Here is a 15,708-nt window from a genome sequence, read left to right as displayed (position 1 = left end):
GGTTGCGTCCACGGACGTGGTGTATGAGTTTCCCCAGCTAGATGGCGTGGCGTCGTGAAATGAGGACGGCCATCGCGTGATCCTTCAGGTTGCGAAACCATGATCGAAGGAGAAGAAAGCGATGGCCGTGAACAACAGTGTGGACCCCGCAAGCTGGCTGGCGGAGCAGATCGAGCACAGAGATCAGGATCTGTTGCGATCCATGGTGAAGACCATGGCCGAGGCATTGATGTCGGCCGAGGCCGACGGCCTGTGCGGCGCCGACTACGGCACCCGCAGCGACGAGCGCACCAACCGCCGCAACGGCTACCGCTCCCGCGACTGGGACACCCGCGCCGGCACCGTGGAGCTGGCGATCCCGAAGTTGCGCTCGGGCTCCTACTTCCCCGAATGGCTACTGGAGCGCCGTCGCCGGGCCGAACAAGCCCTGATCAGCGTGGTGGCCACCTCGTATCTCCTGGGCGTCTCCACCCGTCGGGTGGACAAGCTGGTCGAGCAACTGGGCATCAAACACATCTCCAAGAGCCAGGTCAGCGAGATGGCCAAGGTGCTGGACGCGCAGGTGGAGGCCTTTCGCACCCGCGCGTTGGACGCGGGCCCGTATGCGTTCGTGTGGCTGGACGCACTCACCCAGAAGGTGCGCGAGGGCGGACGGATCATCAACGTGCATGTGCTGGTCGCCACCGCGGTCAACGCCAACGGCAACCGGGAGATCTTGGGGTTGGAGGTCACCTCGGCCGAGGACGGCGCCGGCTGGCTGGCGTTCCTGCGCGGCCTGGTGGCCCGTGGCCTGGCCGGGGTGCAGCTGGTCATCTCTGATGCGCACACCGGGCTGGTCGGGGCGATCGGCGCGACCTTGCCCGGCGCGTCCTGGCAGCGTTGCCGCACCCACTACCTGCGCAATCTCTTGACGACGGTGCCGAAGTCCGCCCAGCCGTGGGTGGCGACGCTGGTGCGCACCATCTTCGATCAGCCCACCGCTGAGCAGGTGCGCGCCCAGCACACTTGGGTGATCGAGGCTTTGGAGGCGAAGTATCCGGCCGCCTGTGAGCACCTGGACGCTGCCCGCGAGGAGCTGCTGGCTTTCGCTGCGTTCCCTCGGGAGATCTGGAAGCAGATCTGGTCGAACAATCCGCAAGAGCGGCTGAACAAGGAGATCCGTCGGCGCACCGATGTGGTCGGTATTTTCCCTGACCGTGGCTCGATCGTCCGGCTGGTTGGTGCGGTGTTGGCCGAGCAGACCGATGAGTGGACCGAGGCTCGCCGTTACATGGGTCTGGACGTGTTGGCCAAGGCCCGGCTGCGCATGATCTGCGGCGACACACCGCAGCAGAATCCGATCCCGCAGACACTTACCGCTTAACCTGCAGAAATAGGATCACGCGGAGATCAACTCATACACCACTCCGCTGGACGTGACCGAGGCGCTGGGCCAGACGCTCAAGGTGGCACGTGAGAAAGCCACGCCGAGGGGTGCAAAAAAGGTTAGTGGCACGCAGGTGGCACGGGCGATCGAAAAAACTTCTTGAATAACAAAAGGCCAGGTCTCCGCATACGGGATGACCTGGCCTTTTGCCATTTGAGCGGACGACGGGAATCGAACCCGCGTAGCCAGTTTGGAAGACTGGGGCTCTACCATTGAGCTACGTCCGCGCGAGCCGGTGTCAGTCTGGTCTAGACTTCATCCGTTCGACAAGGCGTAAGCGTACCGGAGTTCCGGAGCATGCGCGTACGCGACTTACCGGGGTGTGGCGCAGCTTGGTAGCGCACCTGCTTTGGGAGCAGGGGGCCGCAGGTTCAAATCCTGTCACCCCGACAGACAGTGCAAGGTGGAGGCCGCTTCCGATCTTCGGAGGCGGCCTTGCCTGTTTTCTGAGCGACTGTCTGAGTGACTGCGCATCCGTGTCACCAGTGAGAATGCGGTCCATCGCCACCGCGCCGCCCCGAAGAATCGGGCGGATCTGGCCGGAGGTAAACGGCCTCGGTCGCGGCCGTGCTGCCGCGACCTGTCACGCGGGAGATCTTCTTCAGAGGGATGCCGTTGTCGGAGGGCAGCGAGACGAAACTGTGCCCAAACTTCTCGCGGTGTCCACCACGCCGCGTCTGCTCCCTCGGCGTTCCTGACGGCGTTGCGGAAGTCCCGCCGGACACCGGCTCGTCCGGGAAGCGGATGCCGGTCGCCTGAGCCGGATATCGGAGGCTGGGCGCCGAGGCAGTCGCCAGCGGACTGATAAGTGGTGATCAGATGCTTTTAGGTTCGTATTGCCACTTCTGTAGGGTTTGGCATCATGCGTACCCCCCATATCGCCCTGCTTGCCGGGGCCCTGGCCGGGCTGCTGTTCACCGGCACCGCCCACGCCGACACCGGCTCTACCAACGTTGCCAGCGCGTCTGTTCCCACCGGACCCAAGGCGTTTACCCACAATCCGCTGTATCGCAGCGGCAAGCTGACGGTGCCCTGCGGCCACCAGCCGGAGGACTCCGGCAGCGTCACCGCCACCAAAAAGCACCTGACCTCGATGTTGGGCTGCTTGAACGCCTCGTGGTCCGCGCAGTTGAAGAAGGCCCGTCTGCCGTTCAGGAAACCGGCGATTCGGTTCATGACCAAGCCCAGCCGCGCGTGCGGGTCGGCCTGGCACAAGAACGGCACCGGCCGTTACTGCAGCAAAGGGCAGCAGTTGGTGATCCTGATCGACGACTACGCCATCGAGTATCCGGCCGACCCGCTGGCGCTGCACCTGATCGCGCACGAGTATGCCCACCACGTTCAGAACCTCGTTGGCATCAGACCCGTGGCCTACACCAAGGCCAAATCGCTGGTGCAGAGCCGTCGCCAGGAGCTGCAGGCCGACTGCCTGGGGGCGGCGTTCATGGGCAGCATCTGGGCTTCGCAGGAGTACAAGGACAAGGACTGGAAGGACGTCCTGGACATCTACCGGAAGAGCGGCGACGAGAAGCTCAACAAGGAACGCAGCCACGGCACCGGGAAGAACCGGGTCGCCTGGCTGCAGAAGGGGTTCGCCGCCGCCTCCCCGGCCGCGTGCAACACCTGGACCGCGCCGGCGTCCCGCATCGCCTGACGACCGGGCCGACGCTCAGGTGTGAGTGACGGTCGACGCGGTGCCCACGTGAGTGGTCGGTTCTCCGCCCGCTCTCGTGGGTGCCGATGGGGAAACGCCCGGCTGACCACGGACCTGGAAGGTCCCTGTCACGAGCCCAACCTGTCAGACGGTGCCGCTGAAGAGGGCCCAGACGGCCTTGCCGCCGCGGTTGAGGTGATCCCAGCCCCAGCACTCGCTGTAGGTCTCCACTATGTAGAGGCCCCTGCCGTTCTCCGAGATGAAGTCCGGCTCCTTGGGAGTGGGGATCTCGTCGCTGGGATCGGCCACGGCGAGGAGCACGTGGGGAGAGAGGCGCAGCAGCACGAGGGTGATCGGTGTGACCTCGACCCGGCTGGGCGGACACAGTGCGTAGCGGACCGCATTAGTGACTAGTTCCGAAACCACTAACGCTGCGTCATCGCTGAGCTCGGACAGGCCCCAGTCGCGCAAGGTGGAACGGGTCACGTCCCGGGCGGTTTTCACGGAGTCGGCCTGCCGGGGGAGCGGGCATGCCGTGGCGTCCGAGTTGTTGGTCACGAGGAGCTCGTCGAAGCCGCTCTCGCGGGTCGCCTGCAGGTAGTCGGCAGCCGATTTTGGCTCCTCCACCATCCTGCCGGTACCTCCCGCTGTCATCGTGAGTCTCCGCACCAGTTGTGAGTTTTAAGAGCTTGTGCACCTTAAGCCCAATATGCACTAGGCCATCATGGGTCACGGGAACGTCTGCTGCAAGACCCAAATGCACGTGCAGGTGCAATGTGCAGCAGCATGATCGGTCGCTCCGGTAACGTGGTGAAACGGGCACCGGGTTGAGACCTTGTCATAGTGGCCGGAAGTAGTGACACTGTGTGCGCTGGCCCAAGTGCAGAGGGAGGCGAAGTGACGCAGGTTCAACCGGGATCAGGTCCCACAGCTTTACGTATTCTCCTGGGCTCCCAACTGCGTCGCCTGCGTGAGGCCAAGGGGCTCTCGCGGGAAGAGGCCGGGCACCTCATCCGTGGCTCCGAATCCAAGATCAGCAGGATGGAGCTCGGCCGGGTCGGGCTGAGAGAGCGCGATGTGGCGGACCTGCTCACCTTCTACGGCGTAGAGGCGGAGGGGGTGCGGCTGGCGGTCATGGACCTCCTGCTCAGGGCGAACGAACCGGGCTGGTGGCATCGGTTCAACGACCTGCTGCCGTCGTGGTTCCAGACCTACGTCGGCCTGGAGGAGGCGGCTTCCCGGATCCGCACCTACGAGGTGCAGTTCGTGCCGGGTCTGCTGCAGACGAGAGAGTACGCCAGGGCGGTCATCACCGCGGGGAGCGCCGGGGTCGCGCCCGAGGAGATCGCACGCCGCGTCGACCTGCGGATGGAGCGCCAGCGGGTGCTCGAACAGGCCGACGGCCCCTTCTTCTGGGCGGTCATCGACGAGGCGGCGCTGCGGCGTCCCATCGGTGGCACGGAAGTGATGCGGGCGCAGCTGGAGCGACTTCTGGACCTCATGCGGCAGCCGAACATCACGATTCAGGTCATGCCGTTCAGCTTCGGCGGCCACAGCGCGGAGGGCGGCGCCTTCAGCGTGCTGCGCTTCAACGACAACGAGCTTCCCGACGTGGTCTACGTCGAGCAACTCGCCAGCGCCCTCTACCTCGACAAGCGTGAGGACGTCGACCGCTACAGCGAGGTCATGGAGCGTTTGTGCGCGGTGAGCACCACTCCGGGCGAGACGAACGACATCCTGCGCCGGATCATTAAGGATGACTGAACGGCCGAGGTCGCTCTGAGGCGTAGGTCTGCCCTAGACTGGCCAGCGGGCGCTGGACACCCGCCGCAGTGGAGCATGCCCTAATCTCGCATGTATCAATGGCTGTGCCCGGTGCCGCTCATGTGGGCGCGGCGCGCGAAACTAGCCGCGGTAGCCGTACGACTTAACGCGCCCGCGATCACTCGAAGCTTGATCAAGGAGACCACCCCGTGAAGACCGCTGTCGAGGAGCTCAGCCCGACCCGGGTAAGGCTCACTGTCGAGGTGCCGTTCGAGGAGCTCGGCGAGAGCCTGCAGGCGGCGTACAAGAAGGTCGCGCAGCAGGTGCGCGTCCCCGGGTTCCGCCCCGGCAAGGTTCCGGCTCGGATCATCGAGCAGCGTTTCGGCCGTGCAGTGGTGCTGGAGGAGACCCTCAACGACGCGGTGCCCAAGCTGTACGGCCAGGCCGTCGACGAGAGCGACATCTTCCCGGTCAGCCAGCCGGACATTGAGGTCACCAAGATCGAAGATGGTGAGCAGGTCGAGTTCACCGCCGAGGTGGACATCCGTCCTAACTTCGACGTTCCCGACTACCAGGGCCTTGAGGTCACCGTCCCGGTCTCCGAGGTCGCGGACGAGGACGTCGACACCCAGCTGGACGGCCTGCGTCAGCGTTTCGCGACGCTGACCGGCGTCGAGCGCGCCGCCGCCAACGGCGATTACGTCGTCATGGACCTCGCCGCCGCGATCGACGGTGTGAACATCGAGGAGCAGCAGGCCAACGACGTCTCCTACGAGGTCGGCGCCGGCTCGGTGCTGCAGGGCCTGGACGACGCGCTGGCCGGCATGTCCGCCGGTGAGACCAAGGACTTCACGACCAACCTGGTCGGCGGCGAGAACGCCGGCGAGGACGCCGTGGTCACGATCACCATCAAGAGCGTCAAGGAGAAGGTCCTCCCCGAGCTCGACGACGAGTTCGCCCAGCTGGCCAGCGAGTTCGACAGCCTCGAGGAGCTCAAGAACAGCCTCCGCGAGCAGGCGCACCGGAACAAGCTGATCGACCAGGTCGTCCAGGCTCGCGAGAACGCCCTGGACGCCCTGCTCGCCAAGATTGACATTCCGCTGCCGGAGAGCGCGCTCAAGGTCGAGCTCGACAACCGCAAGCACAACCTTGAGCACCAGATCGCCGAGAGTGGCCTGAGCAAGGACGCGTACTACCGCCTCTATCAGACCACCGAGGAGGAGCGCTTCGCGGAGTTCGACGAGAGCGCGGCCAAGGCGCTCAAGACCGGCTTCGTCCTGGACAAGATCGTCAAGGCCGAGGAGCTTGGTGTCAGCGAGCAGGAGCTGACCAACTTCGTGGTGCGTCGCGCCATGCAGATGAACGTCGCCCCGAACACGCTCGCCCAGCACCTGGCCGACAACGACCAGCTCACGCTGGCCATGGTCGAGATCGTCCGTGACAAGGCCAAGAGCGTCATCGGTGATGCCGCCAAGGTGACCGACGAGGCAGGCAACGAGGTCGACCTCAAGGCCATCTACACCGAGATCAACGGTGAAGAGGTCGTCGAGGAGCCCGCCGAGGAGTCCGCCGAGGCCGAAGTCGAGACCGCGAAGTAGGTTTTCGCCGCGACAAGAGCGAAACACGAAACGCTCGTGAAGCCCCCGCCGTGTTCGTACGGCGGGGGCTTTCATGTCTGCCGGGGCTTCCCGCACGGCGGGCTTCCGCTGTGGGTTCTGGCGGGTTCTCGGCCCCGGGACGGCAGCCCGCGCTCCGGAGGCGGCTCCATGCCGGGCCCGGGCGCATACGGCATTCAGGGGATCGGGGTCGCCGTCCCGCGAAGTGTGTAGGGCCGGACGGTTCGCCGGAAGCCATCCGAGGACCTGACGAGCTCCTCAGGGCCCTCCCGGAGGCCGCGGCCGGACTCACCGCCCGGCGCGGATGGGACGCGGTCGAGGTGAGGGCCGGAAACGGGGCCCGGACCGGGAAACGAGCTGTTCAGGCCGGGGCGGGCCACGTTCACTGAGCTGTGCGTGAAGGTCCCGAGCGGTGGCGACACGCCAGGCGGGCACGGGCGTGAAGTGGCCTGCGAGGCCCTTCTGACGCGGCCGGAAACCTGGTGGCGAGCATGCGCCGTCAGCGAACAGCACGTTGAGGGGGCATGTCCGGTAGGCGGCGCGCGTTAAGGTCACAAGCAAAGCCAATCGATTACGACGCATCGGAAGGTGACGCTGTGACCAGCCCGCCGACCTTCTACCAGCCGACCGGCTCCGGGCCCGAGTCGATGAGCCAGCCGAATGGCTCGTTCAGGCTCGAAGACCAGCTCTACCAGCGGCTGCTGCGTGAGCGCATCATCGTGCTGGGCACCCAGGTCAATGACGACATCGCCAACCGAATCTGTGCCGAGCTGCTCCTGCTCGCGGCGGACGACCCCAACCGGGACATCTGGCTCTACATCAACTCGCCAGGCGGATCGGTGACGGCCGGCATGGCGATTTACGACATGATGGAATACGTGCCGAACAACGTGTGCACGGTTGCGATGGGTCTGGCCGCCTCCATGGGGCAGTTCCTCCTCTGTGCCGGCGCACCGGGCAAGCGTTACGCCCTGCCGCACGCTCGCATCATGATGCACCAGCCGTCCGGTGGCATCGGCGGCACCGCCGCCGACATCGCCATCCAGGCGGAGCAGATGCTCTACGTCAAGAAGACTCTTGCCGAGCGCATCGCTTTCCACACCGGCCAGCCGCTCGACCAGGTCGAGGCCGACTCCGACCGGGACCGTTGGTTCACGGCCGAAGAGGCCAAAGACTACGGCTTCATCGACCAAGTCGTCCGGAGCGCGCGGCAGGTGCCCTCAGCGGGCGCCGTCTCCTGAAAGGGCACCAGGTGAGTGAGTTGATCCGGCCGGGAGATATCAACGGCCGTTACGTTCTTCCGTCCTTCACCGAGCGCACGTCGTACGGCATGCGGGAGATGAACCCGTATGCCAAGTTGTTCGAGGATCGCATCATCTTCCTCGGCGTGCAGGTGGACGACGCTTCAGCCAACGACGTCATGGCGCAGTTGCTGACGCTGGAATCGCTCGATCCCGACCGCGACATCAGCATCTACATCAACTCGCCCGGTGGTTCTTTCACCGCAATGACGGCGATCTACGACACGATGCAGTTCGTCCGGCCGGAGATCCAGACGGTCTGTCTGGGGCAGGCGGCGTCAGCCGCGGCGGTCCTGCTGGCCGGCGGCACGCCGGGCAAGCGGTTCGCCCTGCCGAACGCCCGCCTCCTGATCCACCAGCCCTCCACCGAGGGCGGCGGCCAGGGAAGCGACATCGAGATCCAGGCGCGGGAGATCCTGCGGATGCGTTCGCAGATGGAGGGGATCCTGTCGAAGCACTCGGGCAAGACCGCCGCCGAGATCCGCAAGGACATCGAGCGCGACAAGATCCTTGATGCCGAGGAAGCCAAGGCATACGGGCTGATCGACGACATCATCCCGTCTCGCAAGAAACTCGCCAAGGCCATAGCCTCGTAATGAGGCCTATCGCACCGGAACGGTGCCCAATCGGGCACGTTCCGGTGCGACTCGCCGCTAGGGGGCTCACTAAGGGCTCAGAAGACGGTAACGTCGAAACCTGAGCGGGATGACTTTTCGCACCGGGTATCGGGCCGGTCGGAAGAAACGGACCGCGGCAGCCAGGGCGGTCCCACGCAAAGGAGTATCTGGGGTGGCACGCATCGGCGACGGGGGAGACCTGCTGAAGTGTTCTTTCTGCGGGAAGAGCCAAAAGCAAGTCAAGAAGCTCATCGCCGGGCCCGGCGTATACATCTGTGATGAGTGCATCGATCTCTGCAACGAGATCATCGAGGAGGAGCTCAGCGAGTCCTCCGAACTCAAGTGGGACAGTCTGCCGAAGCCGAGGGAGATCTACGAATTCCTCGACGCCTACGTCATCGGTCAGGACCAGGCGAAGAAGGCTCTCTCGGTGGCGGTTTACAACCACTACAAACGGGTGCAGTCCGGTGAGCGCGGGCGTGATGACGGTCTCGAACTGTCCAAGTCCAATATCCTGCTCCTGGGCCCCACGGGTTCCGGCAAGACGCTGCTCGCCCAGACGTTGGCGAAGATGTTGAACGTTCCGTTCGCCATCGCCGACGCCACCGCCTTGACGGAGGCGGGCTATGTGGGTGAAGACGTCGAAAACATACTTCTCAAGCTGATCCAGGCCGCTGACTACGACGTCAAAAAGGCCGAGACCGGCATCATCTACATCGACGAGGTCGACAAGATCGCTCGTAAGAGTGAGAATCCGTCGATCACCAGGGATGTCTCCGGTGAGGGCGTGCAGCAGGCCCTGCTGAAGATCCTGGAGGGCACGACCGCGAGCGTGCCGCCGCAGGGCGGACGCAAGCATCCGCACCAGGAGTTCATCCAGATCGACACCACCAACGTGCTGTTCATCTGTGGTGGAGCCTTCGCCGGCCTCGAGAAGATCATCGAGTCCCGGGTCGGCAGGAAGGGCATTGGATTCAATGCCATCATCCGGTCCAAGGAAGACGTCGACAACTCCGACATTTTCGGTGATGTCATGCCCGAGGACCTGCTGAAGTTCGGCATGATCCCCGAGTTCGTCGGCCGGCTCCCGGTTATCACGAGCGTGCACAACCTCGACCGCGAGGCGCTCATCCAGATCCTCACCGTGCCGCGCAACGCTCTGGTGAAGCAGTACCGGCGTCTGTTCGAGCTGGACAACGTCGAGCTCGAGTTCACCGACGATGCCCTGGAGGCCATCGCCGACCAAGCGATCCTGCGTGGCACCGGCGCCCGTGGTCTCCGGGCGATTCTGGAGGAGGTCCTCCTGTCGGTGATGTACGAGGTGCCGTCACGGCAGGACGTGGCGCGTGTTGTCATCACTCGTGAGTCGGTACTGGAGCACGTCTACCCGACGCTCGTGCCGCGGGACCAGCTCAACAAGCAGCAGCGCCCGCCGCGCGAGAAGTCCGCGTAGTTTCGCGTTCGAGCGACTCGGTTCGTACGGCCGACGCCCCCGCAGGGAGATCCTGCGGGGGCGTCGCTGTTTCCCGCTCCGCTTCCGGGACCCGCGTTTCCGGCGGCTGGATCTCGGGTGGCGTCGGCCGTCAGGGGCGCGACTGCCGGGTGGCTCTGGTTTTCGGCGGGTCGGGTTTCTATCGGATCAGCTGGTAGAGCAGTGCCGTGTAGTCCTCGAAGCCGGGGACCACCCGATCCGGCTCCTTGGCCTCGTCATCCCAGCGGCGCAGCCGTACCGCGTCCTGGGCGTACGGCTCGGCGTCGAACCCGGCGACCTCATCGGGGCCCATCGGCCCGCCCTGCACGCCGAGCGTGTAGCGGGAGGCTTCGGAGAGCAGGTCGTAGTAGGAGCTTTCCACCGCGCACAGATAGCGCTTGGCCGCCACGTGCAGCCGGATCGGCTCGGTCACCTGAGGACCGAACCACTGCCCGAGCCAGTCGGCGCCGACATGGCTGTGCCGGTTGTCGGTGCCGCCCATCAGATCGTGCCCCGTGACCTCCCCGGTGAAGTGCCCCACGTCGTGCAGCAACGCCGCCGCCACCAGGCCCGGCGAAGCCCCGGCCTCCCGGGCGGATGCCGCGGCCTGAAGCATGTGTGCCGCCTGCGTGACCTCCTCGCCCAGGTAGTCGTCGGCGCCGGGGCCCTCGAACAGCGCCCGCAGGTTGGCGATCACCGCGTTCCGGCGGCGGAGCACGGCCAGGTTGCCGGCGAATCCGTCCAGGTCGGCGTAGCAGCCCTGCAGGTGCCGGTCCCCGGAGTCGGCGAAGCCGGTCCTGGCGTGCAGGATCCGGGTGTTGTCGAAGATCACACAGTCGCCGGGGCCGAGCCGGAAGTTCACCTGGAGCTCCGGCCGGTAGAGGATCTCCGCAAACGCGCGATAGGCCGCGTAGAAGGCCTCCGTCCGCTCGTACGGCAGGCGTACCGGTCGCAGCGAGCGGTTGTTGAACCTCACCTCGCGGATCCGGCCCAGCGGATCCAGGCCGATCATCGGGCGGCTGGCGGTCAGCTCCGTGCCGGCGTCGCCGTACCGGAAGGTGACCGGGGTGCGGGCCAGCAGCTCGAACGCGCCGGGATCCTCCGCGCGCAGGAGCGAGGCCGCGTGGAAGCCGTCGACCAGACCGGACTCGCCGCCCTCCACCGCGTTGGACAGGCAGTGCAGCAGCTGCACCGTCGGCACCGGATCGCGGTAGGGGTTGTCGGTGTGCGGGGTGATCGGCAACCCGGTGAAGGCCAGATTCACCGGCGTGGCCTCGACCCGCACGTCGAACAGCTTGCCGTAGTTGGTCTCGCGTACGTAGCCGAAGGCTCCGGCCACCTCCAGCACCGTCCCCGGCTCGACGGGCACCTCGCGGAGGAGCACAAAGCCGGTGCGCAGCACCGCGTCGAGACACTCCTCCCGGTGGGAGGGGTCGGCGAGGAAGCGCCGCCAGTTTCCCTCAGGCGGGGTGATCGCGGCCCACAGTTCCTTGGCGTCCTCGGTCCTGTCGTCGTAGGCGGTGCCGTCCAGCGTGTGGGCGGCCAGCCAGGCGGGGTCGAATCGGCTGGTGTGGCCGTCGCTGAAGGTCACGATGGGGCCGTCGACTCCGACGATCTCCACCTTCGGGTCCAGGTCGGTGATGCCGAACAGTTTCTGGTCGTTGCGAGGGTCACGGCACTCGGGACAGGGACAGTTGTCGCGCAGCCAGATGGCGGGGAATGCGAGGTTCACGCTGGGGTTTCCTTAGTCACCGTCGCGGACGAACGGACAAGAGTGTTGGCCTGCACCGAGTTGTGCACGGTGAAGGCAACGGCGTCGCCGAGGTAGCGGTCGTCGGACCACTCCAGCGGCCGGTTGGCGGGATCGGTGGTACGGCGGAGCTCACGGAGCAGGGGAGTGCGGGGGCGGACACCGAGAAGATGGGCGTCATCGGCCTCGGCGGGGATCGCGCTGACAGTGTGCTCGGCGTGGGCGAACACCACGCCGAGTTCCTCCAGCCGGATGGTGATGGACTCGTCGTCGCCATCGATGACGATCCCGCCGATGAGGGCGCCGATCCGCTCCACGTAGGCGGTGCGCTCCACCATCACCGGTCGTCCGGACAGCAGGCGGAGCCGGGTCAGGTGGTAGACGCGCTCCCCGGGGTCGAGCTCCAGCTTTCCGGCCTCCAGCTCCGTCGGCTCGCGCCTGACCAGGGCCACCATCCGGCCGCCGGGCGTCTCGCCGATCGACGCCGCCCACTGCGAGAAGCTGTGCAGCTGGCTGAAGCTCTGCACCAGCGTCGGCTGGAGCACCAGCCGCCGGGTTCCCTTGCGGGAGGAGATCAGCCCGTCGGCCGCGAGCACGGTGAACGCCTGGCGGACGGTTCCCCGCGAGGCCCCGTACCGCTCAGCCAGCTCGCTCTCCGAAGGCAGCCGCGAACCGGGCGGATAGGTCCCGTCGGCGATGCCGGTGCGCAGTTCGTCGGAGAGCTGGCGATACAGGGAGGACATGTACCGACAAGTTAGAAGATGTATAGACATCTTGCAAGTCTCAAAACTGTGGGGCATCGACCACCCGGACATCCCTAGAATTGGACATCGTGACGACGCCAGAGCTGCCTACCCAGTACACACCCGCCGACGTGGAGACCCGGAGCTACGAGCGCTGGGTATCGGAGGGATACTTCACCGCGGATCCGAGCAGCGAGCGCGAGCCGTACAGCATCGTTCTGCCCCCGCCGAACGTGACCGGTGTCCTGCACATCGGCCACGCCCTCGACCACTCGATCCAGGACGCGCTGACCCGTAGGGCCCGCATGCGCGGACAGGAGACGCTCTGGCTGCCCGGCATGGACCATGCCGGCATCGCTACCCAGAACGTCGTCGAGCGCGAGATCGCCAAGGACGGCCTGTCCCGGCACGACCTCGGCCGCGAGGCCTTCGTCGAGCGTGTGTGGCAGTGGAAGGAAGAGTCCGGAGGCCGGATCCTCGGCCAGATGAAGAAACTCGGCGACGGTGTCGACTGGTCGCGCGAGCGCTTCACGATGGACCCCGGGCTCTCCCGCGCCGTCCAGACGATCTTCAAGAAGCTTTTCGACGACGGGCTCATCTACCGCGCCGAGCGCATCATCAACTGGTGCCCGCGCTGCCTGACCGCGCTGTCGGACATCGAGGTGGAGCACAGCGACGACGAGGGAGAGCTCGTCTCGATCCGTTACGGCGACGGTGACGACTCCATCGTGGTCGCCACCACGCGGGCGGAGACCATGCTGGGTGACACGGCCGTCGCCGTGCACCCGTCTGACGAGCGCTACGCGCACCTGGTCGGTCGCGAGGTGGAGCTCCCGCTCACCGGGCGCCGTATCCCGGTCGTCGCCGACGAGCACGTCGACCCGGCCTTCGGCACCGGAGCGGTCAAGGTCACCCCGGCGCACGACCCGAACGACTTCGAGATCGGCCGCCGCCACTCGCTGCCGTCCATGACGGTCATGGACGAGCGCGGTGTGATCACCGTTCACGGGCCCTTCGAAGGGCTCGACCGCTTCGAGGCCAGGCCGGCGGTGGTGGCCGCGCTCCGCGAGGAGGGCAGGATCGTCGCGGAGAAGCGGCCCTACATCCACTCGGTCGGCCACTGCTCGCGATGCAAGACCGTCGTCGAGCCGCGGCTCTCGCTCCAGTGGTTCGTCAACGTCTCGCCCCTCGCCAAGGCCGCCGGCGACGCGGTCCGCGAGGGCCGGACGAAGATCCACCCGCCGGAGCTGGCCAAGCGTTACTTCGACTGGGTCGACGACATGCACGACTGGTGCATCTCGCGGCAGCTGTGGTGGGGCCACCGGATCCCCGTCTGGTACGGCCCCGCGGGCGAGGTCGTCTGCGTCGGCCCCGACGAGTCGGCGCCCGAGGGATACGTCCAGGACCCGGACGTCCTCGACACCTGGTTCTCCTCCGGTCTGTGGCCGTTCTCGACTCTCGGCTGGCCGGACAGGACGGCGGAGCTCGCCAAGTTCTATCCGACCTCCGTTCTGGTGACCGGCTACGACATCCTGTTCTTCTGGGTCGCCCGGATGATGATGTTCGGCATCTACGCGATGGACGGCGAGCCGCCGTTCCGGACCGTGGCGCTGCACGGCATGGTCCGGGACCAGCACGGCAAGAAGATGTCCAAGTCGTTCGGCAACGTGGTCGACCCGCTCGACTGGGTGGAGCGCTTCGGCGCCGACGCCACCCGCTTCACGCTGCTGCGTGGTGCCAACCCCGGCTCCGACGTGGCGATCAGCGAGGAGTGGGCCGGCGGCTCGCGCAACTTCTGCAACAAGATCTGGAACGCCACCCGTTTCGCGCTGATGAACGGCGCGGCGGTCGGAGAGCTCCCGATCGAGGAGCTGACCGCAGCCGACCGGTGGATCCTCTCCCGGCTCCAGGAGGTCGTGGCGTCGGTGGACGTCGCCTTCGACGAATTCGAGTTCGCCAAGATCTCCGACCTGCTCTACCACTTCGCGTGGGATGAGGTCTGTGACTGGTACCTCGAGCTCGCCAAGATCCAGATTGCCTCGGGCCAGGAGCACACCCGGCTCGTGCTGGGTCATGTCTTCGACTCGCTGCTCCGGCTGCTTCACCCGCTGGTGCCGTTTGTCACCGAGGAACTGTGGCGGGCGGTCACCGGTGGCGAGTCCATCGTGGTCGCGCCATGGCCGACGGTGCGGGAGTCGCTGCGTGACGCCTCGGCCGAGGAAGAGATCCTGGCCGTGCAGGGGCTGATCACCGAGGTCCGCAGGTTCCGTTCCGACCAGGGCCTCAAGCCCGGCCAGAAGGTCGCCGCTCAGCTGTCACTCGCCGGTACGGCTCTCGCCTCGCACGAGGGGGCCATTCGGTCGTTGCTCAAGCTCGACCAGTCGTCGGAGTCGTTCGCGGCCACGGCCCGCCTCGACGTGGGGGGGATCGCGGTGGAGATCGACACCGCGGGGACGATCGATGTGGCCGCCGAGCGCAAGCGCCTGGAGAAGGATCTCGGGGTGGCGCAGAAGGAGGCCGCACAGGTGGCGGCCAAGCTCGGCAACGAGCAGTTCATGGCCAAGGCACCTGACGATGTGGTGACCAAGGTCCGAGCCCGTGCCGCACAGGCCGACGAGGACATCGCGCGCCTGACCGCTCAGCTGGAGACGCTCTCCGCGGGCTGAGCCCGCATGGAGGAGGTTTGACCGGGAGCCCGAAGTCCTTTGACTTCGGGCTCCCGTGTTTGGGGGCTGTCGGCTCAGGGAAGACCTAGTTGTTACCGCGGAATGGGCCATGGCAGCCTAAGCGGACTGCTAGAGTTCTTAACGCAGGGCGAGGTCCTGCACCCCCTCTAAAAGATCACCGAAAATCTGGCCATGTCGCAGGATTGGACAAAGGCGGGATGTCGGAGTAAGTTGGAGGGGTTGCCCTGGAAGCAGGGCGGTCGAGATCCTAACGGATTCGACGGGATAAGCGGAAACGGTGCGAACGGCACTGGTTTCCCTTAAACCCGGCGAGCCTGATAAGATCAAAACACAACAAAACGAACGCCCCTGATGGCAGGCCCGCGGGTCCGGCAAAGGGTGTACGCGTCCGTTTCTTGAGAACTCAACAGTGTGTTAAAAGCCAGTGCATGATGCACAACCCCGTCCATCCCACCCCTGCGGGTGGGGGACGGATTCCTTTGGTTGATACATCCGCCCTGACTTCCCGACGCCATTTGCGGCGCCGGAAACGGCAGGGGTGGGTGCTTTCAGCTGGGGTGAACTTTCTCAGACATTGTTTGGAGAGTTTGATCCTGGCTCAGGACGAACGCTGGCGGCGTGCTTAACACATGCAAGTCGAGCGGAAAGGCCCTTCGGGGTACTCGAGCGGCGAACGGGT

Annotated in this window: 11 protein-coding genes, 2 tRNA genes and 1 rRNA gene; 10 read left to right on the top strand and 4 right to left on the bottom strand. The window is 65.8% G+C overall.

Going from position 1 to position 15,708, the window contains the following annotated elements; translation table 11 throughout:
• The first annotated feature begins 121 nt into the window (after positions 1-121).
• Positions 122-1,363 carry an IS256 family transposase gene (locus CHC08_RS46305; protein ID WP_089213735.1) on the top strand — a complete coding sequence of 414 codons (1,242 nt, stop codon included), beginning with the start codon at positions 122-124 and terminating at the stop codon, positions 1,361-1,363.
• A gap of 219 nt (positions 1,364-1,582) precedes the next feature.
• Here CHC08_RS46305 and CHC08_RS46300 read toward each other — a convergent pair.
• Positions 1,583-1,653, bottom strand: a tRNA-Gly gene (locus CHC08_RS46300).
• Positions 1,654-1,742: 89 nt separating this feature from the next.
• Between CHC08_RS46300 and CHC08_RS46295 the strand changes: the two genes are divergently transcribed.
• A tRNA-Pro gene (locus CHC08_RS46295) sits at positions 1,743-1,816 on the top strand.
• Between the two features lie 472 nt (positions 1,817-2,288).
• Positions 2,289-3,080, top strand: a complete 792-nt coding sequence (locus CHC08_RS46290) for a neutral zinc metallopeptidase (protein WP_089213734.1) — start codon at positions 2,289-2,291, stop codon at positions 3,078-3,080.
• 144 nt (positions 3,081-3,224) lie between these two features.
• Here CHC08_RS46290 and CHC08_RS46285 read toward each other — a convergent pair whose 3' ends face one another.
• The gene (locus CHC08_RS46285) at positions 3,225-3,734 is read right to left on the bottom strand and encodes an ATP-binding protein (RefSeq protein WP_245878990.1); all 510 of its coding nucleotides are present in this window, start codon (positions 3,732-3,734) and stop codon (positions 3,225-3,227) included.
• A gap of 243 nt (positions 3,735-3,977) precedes the next feature.
• Here CHC08_RS46285 and CHC08_RS46280 point away from each other — a divergent pair, with 243 nt between their 5' ends.
• From CHC08_RS46280 to clpX, 5 genes are all read left to right on the top strand, one after another.
• Entirely contained in the window at positions 3,978-4,844 is an 867-nt protein-coding gene (locus CHC08_RS46280; RefSeq protein ID WP_089213732.1) for a helix-turn-helix domain-containing protein, read from the top strand.
• A 209-nt stretch (positions 4,845-5,053) separates the two neighbouring features.
• Positions 5,054-6,442 (top strand): trigger factor, encoded by a 1,389-nt coding sequence (gene tig, locus CHC08_RS46275; protein ID WP_089213731.1) that lies wholly within the window; start codon positions 5,054-5,056, stop codon positions 6,440-6,442.
• Positions 6,443-7,056: 614 nt separating this feature from the next.
• A complete protein-coding gene (locus CHC08_RS46270) occupies positions 7,057-7,701 on the top strand; it encodes a ClpP family protease (RefSeq protein ID WP_089213730.1) in 645 nt (214 codons plus the stop codon).
• An 11-nt stretch (positions 7,702-7,712) separates the two neighbouring features.
• The gene (locus CHC08_RS46265) at positions 7,713-8,357 is read left to right on the top strand and encodes an ATP-dependent Clp protease proteolytic subunit (protein WP_089213729.1); all 645 of its coding nucleotides are present in this window, start codon (positions 7,713-7,715) and stop codon (positions 8,355-8,357) included.
• A gap of 193 nt (positions 8,358-8,550) precedes the next feature.
• A complete protein-coding gene (clpX, locus tag CHC08_RS46260; protein ID WP_089213728.1) occupies positions 8,551-9,831 on the top strand; it encodes an ATP-dependent Clp protease ATP-binding subunit ClpX in 1,281 nt (426 codons plus the stop codon).
• A 178-nt stretch (positions 9,832-10,009) separates the two neighbouring features.
• On the opposite strand, the gene tmpA is transcribed toward clpX, so the two are convergent.
• A complete protein-coding gene (gene tmpA, locus CHC08_RS46255; RefSeq protein ID WP_089213727.1) occupies positions 10,010-11,581 on the bottom strand; it encodes a 2-trimethylaminoethylphosphonate dioxygenase in 1,572 nt (523 codons plus the stop codon).
• The gene (locus CHC08_RS46250) at positions 11,578-12,342 is read right to left on the bottom strand and encodes a GntR family transcriptional regulator (RefSeq protein ID WP_089213726.1); all 765 of its coding nucleotides are present in this window, start codon (positions 12,340-12,342) and stop codon (positions 11,578-11,580) included. The genes tmpA and CHC08_RS46250 overlap by 4 nt, the downstream gene beginning before the upstream one ends.
• An 80-nt stretch (positions 12,343-12,422) precedes the next feature.
• Between CHC08_RS46250 and CHC08_RS46245 the strand changes: the two genes are divergently transcribed.
• Positions 12,423-15,008 carry a valine--tRNA ligase gene (locus tag CHC08_RS46245; protein ID WP_089213725.1) on the top strand — a complete coding sequence of 862 codons (2,586 nt, stop codon included), beginning with the start codon at positions 12,423-12,425 and terminating at the stop codon, positions 15,006-15,008.
• A gap of 596 nt (positions 15,009-15,604) precedes the next feature.
• A 16S ribosomal RNA gene (locus CHC08_RS46240) occupies positions 15,605-15,708 on the top strand; the annotation flags it as partial.

The organism is Streptosporangium subroseum (assembly GCF_900188345.1).
Lineage (GTDB): Bacteria > Actinomycetota > Actinomycetes > Streptosporangiales > Streptosporangiaceae > Streptosporangium > Streptosporangium subroseum.
The sequence above is the reverse complement of the archived record's forward strand: the minus strand, read 5'-3'. Positions and strand labels throughout refer to the sequence as shown.